Annotated in this window: 11 protein-coding genes; 5 read left to right on the forward strand and 6 right to left on the reverse strand. The window is 67.5% G+C overall.

Annotated features, from left to right (window positions below; genetic code table 11):
* Positions 1-6: 6 nt before the first annotated feature.
* From sdhA to sdhC, 3 genes are read right to left on the reverse strand one after another with little or no spacing between them, the layout of a single operon-like run.
* Positions 7-1,740, reverse strand: a complete 1,734-nt coding sequence (gene sdhA / locus ACZ5RK_RS10505; RefSeq protein ID WP_464909125.1) for a succinate dehydrogenase flavoprotein subunit — start codon at positions 1,738-1,740, stop codon at positions 7-9.
* Between the two features lies 1 nt (position 1,741).
* Positions 1,742-2,137 (reverse strand): succinate dehydrogenase hydrophobic membrane anchor subunit, encoded by a 396-nt coding sequence (locus ACZ5RK_RS10510; RefSeq protein WP_054647013.1) that lies wholly within the window; start codon positions 2,135-2,137, stop codon positions 1,742-1,744.
* Positions 2,127-2,492 carry a succinate dehydrogenase, cytochrome b556 subunit gene (gene sdhC / locus ACZ5RK_RS10515; protein WP_448566269.1) on the reverse strand — a complete coding sequence of 122 codons (366 nt, stop codon included), beginning with the start codon at positions 2,490-2,492 and terminating at the stop codon, positions 2,127-2,129. Before sdhC ends, ACZ5RK_RS10510 begins: the two co-directional genes overlap by 11 nt.
* Before the next feature lie 288 nt (positions 2,493-2,780).
* Between sdhC and speD the strand changes: the two genes are divergently transcribed.
* From speD to ACZ5RK_RS10535, 4 genes are all read left to right on the forward strand, one after another.
* Positions 2,781-3,218, forward strand: a complete 438-nt coding sequence (speD, locus tag ACZ5RK_RS10520) for an adenosylmethionine decarboxylase (protein ID WP_464909126.1) — start codon at positions 2,781-2,783, stop codon at positions 3,216-3,218.
* Positions 3,219-3,336: 118 nt separating this feature from the next.
* Positions 3,337-4,482 (forward strand): NEW3 domain-containing protein, encoded by a 1,146-nt coding sequence (locus ACZ5RK_RS10525; RefSeq protein WP_464909127.1) that lies wholly within the window; start codon positions 3,337-3,339, stop codon positions 4,480-4,482.
* A gap of 1 nt (position 4,483) precedes the next feature.
* Complete coding sequence (locus ACZ5RK_RS10530; RefSeq protein WP_464909128.1) at positions 4,484-5,407, forward strand: ABC transporter ATP-binding protein; 924 nt, start codon at positions 4,484-4,486, stop codon at positions 5,405-5,407.
* Positions 5,397-6,353, forward strand: a complete 957-nt coding sequence (locus ACZ5RK_RS10535) for an ABC transporter permease (protein WP_464909129.1) — start codon at positions 5,397-5,399, stop codon at positions 6,351-6,353. Before ACZ5RK_RS10530 ends, ACZ5RK_RS10535 begins: the two co-directional genes overlap by 11 nt.
* 118 nt (positions 6,354-6,471) lie before the next feature.
* Here ACZ5RK_RS10535 and ACZ5RK_RS10540 read toward each other — a convergent pair whose 3' ends face one another.
* Together ACZ5RK_RS10540 and ACZ5RK_RS10545 are read right to left on the reverse strand one after the other, a co-directional pair.
* Positions 6,472-6,849 (reverse strand): cupin domain-containing protein, encoded by a 378-nt coding sequence (locus ACZ5RK_RS10540; RefSeq protein ID WP_054647465.1) that lies wholly within the window; start codon positions 6,847-6,849, stop codon positions 6,472-6,474.
* A complete protein-coding gene (locus ACZ5RK_RS10545) occupies positions 6,837-7,463 on the reverse strand; it encodes a phosphoribosyltransferase (RefSeq protein ID WP_464909130.1) in 627 nt (208 codons plus the stop codon). The genes ACZ5RK_RS10540 and ACZ5RK_RS10545 overlap by 13 nt, the downstream gene beginning before the upstream one ends.
* A gap of 88 nt (positions 7,464-7,551) precedes the next feature.
* On the opposite strand from ACZ5RK_RS10545, the gene ACZ5RK_RS10550 reads away from it, so the two are divergent.
* Positions 7,552-9,231 carry a long-chain-fatty-acid--CoA ligase gene (locus tag ACZ5RK_RS10550; RefSeq protein ID WP_464909131.1) on the forward strand — a complete coding sequence of 560 codons (1,680 nt, stop codon included), beginning with the start codon at positions 7,552-7,554 and terminating at the stop codon, positions 9,229-9,231.
* Here ACZ5RK_RS10550 and ACZ5RK_RS10555 read toward each other — a convergent pair.
* A complete protein-coding gene (locus ACZ5RK_RS10555) occupies positions 9,228-10,286 on the reverse strand; it encodes a cysteine desulfurase family protein (protein ID WP_464910086.1) in 1,059 nt (352 codons plus the stop codon). The two genes, ACZ5RK_RS10550 and ACZ5RK_RS10555, sit on opposite strands and share 4 nt — an antisense overlap.
* Between the last annotated feature and the right edge of the window lie 29 nt (positions 10,287-10,315).

Here is a 10,315-nt window from a genome sequence, read left to right on the forward strand (position 1 = left end):
TGCCTCCTAGTAGGTGCGGGCCTTGGGCTCAAAGCGGCCCAGGACCACGGGCTTGTAACGGAAGGCCACCTTGCCGTCTTCCACCTTGTAGGCCAGGGTGTGCTTGAGCCAGTTCTGGTCGTCCCGCTCGGGGTAGTCCTCCCGGGCGTGGGCCCCCCGGGACTCGGTGCGGTTGAGGGCCGAGTGCACCAAGGCCTCGGAGACCTCGAGGAGGTACCCAAGCTCCAGGGCCTCCACCAGCTCGGTGTTGTAGGCGTCCCCCTTGTCGTCAATGGAGATCCGCTTGTAGCGGTCCATGAGCTCCTTCAAGACCTCCACCTGCTTCTTGAGGAGGTCCCCGGTGCGGAAGACCGAGGCGTGGTCCATCATGCTCTGTTGCAGCTCGGCCCGAAGGACCGCCACCTTCTCCTTGCCGGTGGAGTTCTTGATGCGCTCTATGCGCTCGCGGCTCTCCCCCAGGTGCTCCTCGGTGAGCTCGTGGTAGTCGGCGTCCTTGGCGAAGCGGGCGGCGTGGATTCCGGCGCGGCGGCCGAAGACCACGAGGTCCCCCAAGGAGTTGGTGCCCAGGCGGTTCGCCCCGTGGAGGCTCACGCAGGCCGCCTCCCCGGCGGCGTAGAGGCCGGGGACCACGGTGTTCTTCTCGTCCCGGATCACCTGGCCCCAGAGGGTGGTGGGGATCCCCCCCATGGCGTAGTGGGCGGTGGGCATCACCGGCACGGGCTCTTTGAGGGGGTCCACCCCCAGGTAGATGCGGCTGAACTCGGTGATGTCGGGAAGCTTCTTCTCAATGACCTCGGGGGGCAGGTGGGTGAGGTCCAAGAGGACGTGGTCCTTCTTGGGGCCCACGCCCCTTCCCTCCCGCACCTCCAGGTACATGGCCCGGGAGACCATGTCCCTGGGGGCCAGGTCCTTGATGGTGGGGGCGTAGCGCTCCATGAAGCGCTCGCCCAGGGCGTTCCTCAGGATCCCTCCCTCGCCCCGGGCCCCCTCGGTGAGGAGGATGCCCAAGGGGTAAAGCCCCGTGGGGTGGAACTGGTAAAACTCCATGTCCTCCAGGGGAAGCCCCTTGCGGTAGAGGATGGCCTGCAGGTCCCCGGTGAGGGTGTAGGCGTTGGAGGTCACCTTGTAGATGCGGCCAAAGCCCCCCGAGGCGATGACGATGGCCTTGGCCTCAAAGAGGTGGAGTTCCCCGGTGGCCAGCTCCAAGGCCACGAGGCCCTTGGCCACGCCGTCCTCAATGATGACGTCCGTGACGTGGAACTCGTTGTAGAAGGTGATGCCCGCCTTGACGCACTGCTGGTAGAGGGTCTGGAGGATCATGTGCCCGGTGCGGTCGGCGGCGTGGGCCGCCCGGTGCACCGGGGCCTTGCCCCAGTCCTTGGTGTGCCCCCCGAAGCGGCGCTGGGCGATCTTGCCGCTTGGGAGGCGGTCAAAGGGGAGGCCCATGTGCTCCAGCTCAATCACCGCCTCAATGACCTCCTTGGCGAAGACCTCGGCGGCGTCCTGGTCCGTGAGGTAATCCCCCCCCTTGACCGTGTCAAACATGTGCCATTCCCAGTGATCCTCCTCCACGTTGCCTAGGGCGGCCCCTATCCCGCCCTGGGCCGCCCCCGTGTGGCTTCGCGTGGGGTAGAGTTTGGAGACCACCGCCACGTCCGCACCCTCTCTGGCCGCATACAAGGCGGTGGCGAGGCCCGCCCCGCCCGCGCCCACCACGATGACCTCGTGCCTGTGCGCCATATCACTTCACCCCGAAGTCGTGGTTCAAAAGGGAAAGGCTTCCCAGGAGGAACAAAAAGGCGATGAGGCTGTAGAGCACCGCCTTGGTCCAGAAGCGCTTCGCGGGGTCCCGCACCCAGTCGTCCAGCACGTAGCGAAGCCCGTTGGCCCCGTGCAAGAGGCCCAGGGCCAGGATCAGGAGATCGTAGAGCTTCCAGGTGGTCTGGGAAAGTCTCTTGGCCACGTAGTCGTAGTTGATGGAGTTGAGGTCGGTAAGAACGGCGTTCATCCACATGTGGCCGATGAGGAGGAAGACCAGCACCACCCCGCTGATGCGCATGAAAACCCACCAGTAGAGCTCCAGGTTGGTGCTGGCCTCGAGCCTCGCCTCCTGGTACCGCTTGGACTTAATCGCCATGGCCGCCTCCCAGGATCCCGCCCCCGATCTTGATCAGGAAGGGCAGGTAGAAGACCACGAAGAGGACCCAGACCCCATACCAGAGCTGCCTCTGGTAGCGCACGCCCCAGGAGGTGAAGTCCATGAGGATGATCCTGAGGCCGTTAAACCCGTGGTAGAGCACCCCGGCGATGAGGAGGAGGAGCCCCACCTGAAACACGGGCTGGTGGTAGAACTTCATGAGGGCGTTGGACACCTCGGGGCCCCACATGGCGCTGCTGATGTTGGCCACGTGGAGCATGAGGAAGACCACGATGCCCAGGCCCGATATCCGGTGCAGGTAAAACGCCCACTGCCCTTCTCTTCCCCGGTACATGGCACCTCCTTGCCGGGGCTATCATACACCTTTCCCCTGGGAAAGGGCGTTGTCCGGCCCACCCTCGAGGTCCTTATACCCCCCTCCTGTACCCCATGCCCGAGCTGGACAAGGCTTTCCCCCAAGCCCCCCCACCCTGCCCCTGGGGAGGACACCCCGGGAAGCCCCCCGGGGGGGCGGAAAGGGTTTTCCTTTCCCAGGACGAGGTATTGACAGGGGGGGGAGGGGGGGGCATAATGGGGGGCGTGCCGCAGGGGATACCCCGGGGGGCACGGGAAGGAGGTGGTCATGGTGGAACTCTTTGGATTCGGCCCTCACCTGATGGTGGATGGCTATGACGCCAACCCCGAGAGGCTCCGGGACGCCGAGCTGGTGCGTCGGGTTCTGGACGAGCTCCCCGAGGAGATGGAGATGACCAAGGTGCTCCCCCCCTTCGTCTACAGCTACGGCCCCGGGGGCGAGGACGGGGTGACGGGGGTGGTGATCATCGCCGAAAGCCACATCGCCATCCACACCTTCCCCAAGAAGCGCTTCCTCTCCATAGACATCTTCTCCTGCAAGGCCTTTGACATGGCCAAGGCCCTGCGGAAGCTGGCCGAGGTCTTTGAGATCGGCCGCTACGAGACCTACATGATCCAGCGGGGCAAGGAGTTCCCCAAGGACCCGGAGCTGGCCCGGGCCATCGTCCTGGGGGAGCGGGAGTACCTGGAGGCCCGGGTGGGCTAGGCGCCCCCGGGCCAACGGGCGGGTCCTTTGCCCAGGATATTTCCTCTTCCCCGGGCGCGCCCCGGGTTTTCATTTTGGGCTCACGGTTTCTGCCTAACTTTGGTAACGGAGGCTTGGTATGACGCGCAAATTGCTGACGCTGGTGTGGCTGGCGCTGGGCGTGGCCCTGGCGCAGGGCTTCCGCGGCCTCTCCCTGGGCACTCCCTACCCGGAGATGGGGGTGCAACCCGGGGAGAGCGTGAGCCTCACCCTGACCCTCAAGAACTTCGGCCTGCCCCCCGGGGTGGTCCGCCTCTCCCTGGCCCAGGTGGCCCCGGGCTGGCAGGCGAGCCTCATCGGGGGCGGGCGGCTGGTGCGGGCGGTCTACCTGGCCCCCGACGGGGAGGCCACCCTCACCCTGCGCCTGCAGCCGCCCAAGGAGGTGAAGCCCGGCACCTACCGCTTCCTGGTGCGGGCCGAGGGCCTAGGGCAGACGGCAAGCCTTCCCATCGCCCTGGTGGTGGGCCAGGGGCTTCCCCAGAGGCTTAGCCTCGAGGCCGAGCTCCCCATCCTCAAGGGCCCCCCCACCAGCTCCTTCCGCTACCGGGTGACCCTGAAGAACGAGTCCGACCGCGACCTCTTGGTCTCCCTGGAGTACGAGGCCCCCAAGGGCTTCCAGGTCACCTTCACCCCCGCCTTCTCCAGCCAGCAGGTGACGAGCCTGCCCGTCAAGGCCGGGGAGAGCAAGGACCTGGACGTGGAGGTCTCCCTGCCCAAGGACACCAAGGCCGACACCTACGCCGTCACCCTCCGGGCCCTGGCCGGGGAGGCCAAGGCGGAGCTGGGGCTCACCCTGGAGGTCACGGGCCGGCCCGAGGTACGCCTCAGCACCAAGGAGGGACGCCTCTCCGGCCAGGTGGTGGCGGGGCGGGAGAACCCGGTGAAGCTCCTGGTGAAAAACGAGGGGAGCGCCCCCGCCAAGAACCTCTCCTTCAGCGCCATGGAGCCCTCCGGCTGGGAGGTGAAGTTCGAGCCCGACAAGATAGAGGCCCTGGACCCCGGCCAAGAGAAGGAGGTCACCGCCCGCATCAAGCCCTCCGCCAAGGCGGTGACCGGGGACTACATGGTCACCCTCTCCCTCTCCGGGGACGACGGGGTTTCCGAAAGCCTGGACTACCGGGCCACGGTGGTGCGCTCCACCCTCTGGGGTCTGGTGGGGGTGGGGCTCATGGCGGTGGCCCTCCTGGTCCTGGGCTTCGCCGTGAACCGCTTCGGCCGGAGGTAGCATGGCGGTCATAGAGACCCGGGGCCTCGGCAAGCGCTACGGGCGCGTGGTGGCGGTGGAGGACCTGAACCTGGAGGTGGAGGAGGGGGAGGTCTTCGGGCTTCTGGGCCCCAACGGCTCGGGCAAGACCACCACCATCCTCATGCTCCTGGGCCTCACCGAGCCCAGCTCGGGGGAGGCTCGGGTGCTGGGCCTGGACCCCATGCGGGAGCCCCTCAAGGTTAAGGCCCGGGTGGGCTACCTCCCCGACCAGGTGGGGTTTTACGGGGAGCTTTCCGCCTGGGAAAACCTGCGCTACACCACCCGGCTCCTCGGGCTTGCCGAGGGGGAGGCCCGGGCCCGTATAGAGGAGGTCCTGAAGCGCATGGGGCTTTGGGAGGTGCGGGACCGGAAGGTGGCGGCCTTCAGCCGGGGTATGCGCCAGCGCCTGGGCCTGGCGGAGGTCCTCCTCAAGAGGCCCAAGGTGGCCATCCTGGACGAGCCCACCCTGGGCCTGGACCCCGAGGCCGCCCGGGAGTTTCTGGACCTCATCAAGGGCCTCAAGGCCGAGGGCATCACCCTCCTCCTCTCCAGCCACCTCCTCCACCAGGTGCAGGAGATCTGCGACCGGGTGGGCCTCTTCCACAAGGGCCGCCTGGCCCTCGTGGGGAGGGTGGAGGAACTGGCCGCCCGGGTGCTGGGGGGCGGGTACGAGGTGTGGGTGGAGGCGGGCCCGGGCCTCGAGGACCCCTTCCGCGAGGTGCCGGGGGTAAGCCGGGTGGAGGCGGAGGGAGGCCGCTACCGCGTCCTCGCCACCCAGGACGTGCGCCCCCAGCTGGCCAGGATCGCCGTGGAAAGGGGCGCCCTCTACGGCCTCTCCCTAAGGCGGCCCAGCCTGGACGAGATCTACGCCCATTACTTCAAGGAGGTGGGCCATGCGGCGTGAGGGTTCCCCCTGGACGGGCCTTTGGGCGGTCTTCTTCAAGGAGATGGCCGACCACCTCTCCGGCCTCAGGATGCGCATCCTCGAGGCCCTCATCCTCCTCTCGGCCCTGAGCGCCGTCTACACCGGCACCCAGACCCTGCGGCAGACCGTGGGGGAGGACCCTTACCTCTACCTCAAGCTCCTCTCCACCGCCCAGGACCCCCTGCCCTCCTTCGTGGGCTTCCTCTCCTTTTTCGTCCCCCTGGCGGCCATCGCCCTGGCCTTTGACGCCGTGAACGGGGAGTACGCCCGGGGCACCCTTTCCCGCATCCTCTCCCAGCCCATCTACCGGGACGCCCTGCTCTTCGGGAAGTTTTTGGCGGGCCTCGGCACCCTGAGCGTCCTCCTCCTGGCCCTCCTCCTCCTAGTGCTGGGCCTGGGGCTCTTCACCCTGGGGGTCCCCCCGGGCGGGGAGGAGGTGGCCCGCATCTTCTTCTTCTTCCTGGCCACCCTGGCCTACGCCGGGGTCTGGCTGGCCTTGGGCCTCCTCTTCTCCGTCCTCTTCCGCCAACCCGCCACCGCCGCCTTGGCCGCCCTAGGGGTCTGGCTCTTCTTCGCCGTCTTCTTCCCCATCCTCACCGACCTCATGGCCAACGCCCTCCTCCTCCGGGCCGACCCCTTTGACCCGGAAAGCCAGCTCCGCCAGGCCACCCTGGCCCTCTGGATCTCCCGCCTCTCCCCCAACACCCTCTTCGCCGAGGCCCTCACCGCCATCCTGAACCCGGCGGTGCGCTCCCTGGGGCCCATCCTCATCACCCAGCTGGAAGGGGCCGTCCTCGGCACCCCCTTGCCCTTGGGGCAGAGCCTCCTCCTCATCTGGCCCCAGCTCACGGGCCTCTCCGCCCTGGCGGTGCTCCTCTTCACCCTGGCCTACGTGGCCTTCCAGCGGCAGGAGGTGCGGGCCTAATGTCACCCCATGCTGGCGCAAGGCTCCTGGAGGGCTTCCCCGGGCTGGCAGGGCGAAGGAACCTGGAAGCAAGGGTATACCCCATCCCGGCCCGGGCCGGGATGGGGTTAAAACGGTTTCATTCCAGCCACTCCGTGGCGTAGGCGCTGGTTTTGGGGATGACGCAGAGGAACTCCACGGGTTCTTCCCCCTCGTTGACGTAGGCGTGGGGGGTTTCCGGCGGAATGTACACGGTTTGACCCGCGGAAACCTCCCGCACCTCGTCCCCCAGCACCACCCGCATGCGCCCCGAAAGCACGTACTGCTCGTGTTCAATGGTGGGGTGCTTGTGCTTGGGAATGCGCCCCCCGGGAAGCAGGGTGAACTTGCGCAGGATGAAGTGGGGAGCCCCGTCCTCGGGGCCGATGAGCACCTGGATGAAGGCCTTCTCCCCCCGTTCCACGGGACGGGCCTCCACGTGGGCCGCCTGCTTGACCACGGGCTTCATGGGGCCCATTGTAGCAAAAGGGCCTCCACGTCCTCTTCGGTGACCTCACCGAAGTCCAGGTAATAGGCCCCCACGGCGGCGAAATCCCCGGGGGCCGAGAGGGCCACCACCTCCGCCTGCTCCTTTAGCCTTTCCAGGGCCTCGGGGCTTCCCACGGGCACGGCCACCACCACCCGCTTGGGACCCTCCTGGAGAACCACGGAGAGCGCCGCCTCCATACTGGCCCCCGTGGCCACGCCGTCGTCCACCAGGACCACCTCCCGGTCCCTCAGGGACACCTTGGGCCGGACCTTGCGGTAGCGCTCCGCCCGCTTGCGGATCACATCCCTTTGCCGCGCCGCCTCCCGCTCCAGGTAACTCCGGTCGGCGTAGTGCAGGGCATAGGGTCTGAGGACCAGCTCCCCCTTCTCCCCCACCGCCCCCAGGGCGAACTCCGGGTTTCCCGGCGCTCCCACCTTGCGCACCAAAACCACGTCCAGCTCCCCGCCCAGGCGCCTGGCTACCTCGTCGGCCACCACCACCCCTCCCCGGGGAATCCCCAGGACCACGGGCCTCTCCAGGCCCAAGGGCTTCAGGGCCTCCACCAAAAGGGCCCCCGCGTGCCTGCGGTCGCGAAAGCGCATAGGAAACCTCCCTTCCCATGCTACACCGCCATATGGTCTTGCACTCGGTATAAAGCTTTTGGTAGGGTGAAGGGCAAGGAGGGGAAGAATGCAGGTAAGCGCGAAACCCTGGCTGGCCCATTACGACCCCGGCGTCCCCGCCGAAGTGGAGGTGCCCCCCATCCCCCTCTGGCGCTTCCTGGAGGAAAGCGCCCGCCGCTTTCCCGAAAACCCCGCCCTGGAGTTCCTGGGGAAGACCGTGAGTTACCGGGAGCTATGGGACCTCGCCCGCCGCTTCGCCCAGGGGCTCAAGGACCTGGGGGTGAGGCCCGGGGACCGGGTGGCCATCATGCTCCCCAACTCCCCCCAGTTCGTCATCGCCTTCTACGGCACCCTCCTGGCTGGAGGGGTGGGGGTGAACGTCAACCCCCTTTACACCCCCAGGGAGCTCAGGCACCAGCTTTCGGACGCGGGGGCCGAGACCCTGGTCCTCCTGGACCACCTCCTCCCCCGTTTCCTGGAGGTGGAGAGGGAAACCCCGGTGAAGCGGGTGGTGGTCACGGGCATCCAGGACTTCCTCCCCTTCCCCAAAAACCTCCTCTACCCCCTGAAGGCCAAAAGGGATAAGCTCCCCTTGGGCTTCCCCAAGCGGGAGGGCTTTCACGCCCTCGCCCACCTCCTAAAGCGCTCCCCCGCCGAACCCTACCCCCAAGACCCGGAGGACCTGGCCCTGCTGCAGTACACCGGGGGCACCACGGGGATCTCCAAGGGGGCCATGCTCACCCACAGGAACCTGGTGGCCAACGTGCTCCAGATCGACGCCTGGGACCCCACCTCCCGGGAGCTTCTGGGCAAGGGGGTGATGCTGGGGGCCCTGCCCTTCTTCCACGTCTACGGCATGACCGTGGCCATGAACTACGGCCTCTTCTCCGGCTACAAGATCGTCCTCCTCCCCAGGCCCGAGATCCACGCCATCGTGGAGGCCATCGAGAAGCACGGGGTCACCCACTTCCCGGGGGTGCCCACCCTCTACGTGGCCTTCAACCACTTCCCGGGGATTGAAAAGCGCAGGGTGAAAAGCATCCGCATCTGCCTCTCGGGAGCCGCTCCCCTGCCGGTGGAGGTGGCCAAGCGCTTTGAGGAGATCACCGGGGCCAGGCTCATTGAGGGCTATGGCCTTTCCGAGGCCAGCCCCGTGACCCACTCCAACCCGGTGCTGGGGGAGGTGCGCAAGGGCTCCATCGGCATGCCCCTTCCCGGCGTGGAGGCCAAGGTGGTGGACGAGGAAGGAAAGGAACTCCCCCCGGGCGAGGTGGGCGAGCTCGTGGTCAAAGGCCCCAACGTCATGAAAGGCTACTGGAACCGCCCCGAGGAAACCGCAAAGGCCCTCAAAGAAAACTGGCTCTTCACCGGCGACCTGGCCCGCATGGACCAGGACGGCTACTTCTACATCGTGGACCGCAAAAAAGACATGATCATCGCCGGCGGCTACAACATCTACCCCAGGGAGGTAGAAGAAGTCCTCTACCAGCACGAAGCCGTCCAGGAAGCCGCCGTGGTGGGCGTCCCAGACCCCTACCGCGGGGAAACCGTGGCCGCCTTCCTCGTCCTCAAACCCGAGTACCGGGAAAAGGTCAGCGAAAAGGACATAGAGCGCTTCTGCCGGGAAAACCTCGCCGCCTACAAGGTCCCCCGCATCATAGAGTTCCGCGAAAGCCTCCCCAAGTCCGGGGTGGGCAAGATCCTCAGGCGGGAGCTCCGGGACGAGTTCACCCGGCGGGGCACCTAGCGGGCCCGGGCCACCGCCTCCCGGAAGGCCTCCACCGCCCGGTCCACCTCCGCCTCCGTGGTGAAGCGGCCCAGGGAGAAGCGCAGGGAGGCCTTGGCCTCCTTGGGGGAGCGGCCGATGGCGAGAAGCACGTGGGAGGGCTCGAGGCTCCCCGCCGAGCAGGCCGACCCCGAGGAGACGGCCACCCCCAAAAGGTCCATGGCCAGAAGCAGGGCCTCCCCATCGGCCCCCCTCACCGTGACGTTCACCAGCTTGGGAAGCCTCCTCTCGGGGTGGCCGTTCAGCTCCACCCCCTCCACGGCGAGGAGGCCGGCCTCCAGGCGCCTGCGCAAGGCGAGGAGCCGGGAGGCCTCCTCGGGAAGAAGCCGCAAGGCCTTCTCCAGGGCCACCGCCAGGCCGTGGGCCAGGACGGGGCTCTGGGTCCCTCCCCGCCTTCCCCCCTCCTGCTTGCCCGGCACCAAGGGAAAAAGCTCCACCCCCTGGCGCACCACGAGCGCTCCGATGCCCTTGGGCCCGTAGAACTTGTGGGCGCTCAGGGAAAGGAGGTCCGCCCCCACCTCCCCCACGGAAAAGGGCACCTGGCCCATGGCCTGCACGGCGTCCGTGTGGAAGAGGGCCCCGTGGGCGTGGACCACCTGGGCGATCTCCCCCACGGGGTAAAGGGTGCCGAGCTCGTTGTTGGCGGCCATGACGCTCACCAAAAAGGTGTCCTTCCGCAGGGCCTCCCGCACCTGTTCCGGGTAGACGAGGCCGTGGCGGTCGGGCCTAAGCCGGGTCACGGAAAAGCCCAGGCGCTCCAGGAGCTTCAAGGCCCCCAGGACGGCGGAGTGCTCCACCTCGGTGCTCACCACGTGGCCTTGACCCCGGGCCAAGGCCACCCCCAGGAGGGCCAGGGCGTCGGCCTCGGAGCCCGAGGCGGTGAAAACCACCTCCCGGGGCTTCACCCCCAGGAGGGCGGCCACCTTTTCCCGGGCCCCTTCCAGGATCTTCCGGGCCTCCTGGCCGAAGCGGTGGATGCTGGAGGGGTTGCCGAAGATCCCCTCCACTTCCCCCATGGCTTCCCGCACCTCGGGGTCCAGGGGTG

Source organism: Thermus kawarayensis JCM 12314 (assembly GCF_055393575.1).

Excerpts from the sequence above, each read along its gene's own strand:
- ACZ5RK_RS10555 (WP_464910086.1), bottom strand. The coding sequence starts at position 10,286 with ATGGGGGAAGTGGAGGGGATCTTCGGCAACCCCTCCAGCATCCACCGC.
- ACZ5RK_RS10540 (WP_054647465.1), bottom strand. The coding sequence starts at position 6,849 with ATGGGCCCCATGAAGCCCGTGGTCAAGCAGGCGGCCCACGTGGAGGCC.
- ACZ5RK_RS10525 (WP_464909127.1), top strand. The coding sequence starts at position 3,337 with ATGACGCGCAAATTGCTGACGCTGGTGTGGCTGGCGCTGGGCGTGGCC.
- ACZ5RK_RS10535 (WP_464909129.1), top strand. The coding sequence starts at position 5,397 with ATGCGGCGTGAGGGTTCCCCCTGGACGGGCCTTTGGGCGGTCTTCTTC.
- ACZ5RK_RS10530 (WP_464909128.1), top strand. The coding sequence starts at position 4,484 with ATGGCGGTCATAGAGACCCGGGGCCTCGGCAAGCGCTACGGGCGCGTG.
- sdhC (WP_448566269.1), bottom strand. The coding sequence starts at position 2,492 with ATGTACCGGGGAAGAGAAGGGCAGTGGGCGTTTTACCTGCACCGGATA.
- ACZ5RK_RS10545 (WP_464909130.1), bottom strand. The coding sequence starts at position 7,463 with ATGCGCTTTCGCGACCGCAGGCACGCGGGGGCCCTTTTGGTGGAGGCC.
- speD (WP_464909126.1), top strand. The coding sequence starts at position 2,781 with ATGGTGGAACTCTTTGGATTCGGCCCTCACCTGATGGTGGATGGCTAT.
- ACZ5RK_RS10510 (WP_054647013.1), bottom strand. The coding sequence starts at position 2,137 with ATGGCGATTAAGTCCAAGCGGTACCAGGAGGCGAGGCTCGAGGCCAGC.
- ACZ5RK_RS10550 (WP_464909131.1), top strand. The coding sequence starts at position 7,552 with ATGCAGGTAAGCGCGAAACCCTGGCTGGCCCATTACGACCCCGGCGTC.
- sdhA (WP_464909125.1), bottom strand. The coding sequence starts at position 1,740 with ATGGCGCACAGGCACGAGGTCATCGTGGTGGGCGCGGGCGGGGCGGGC.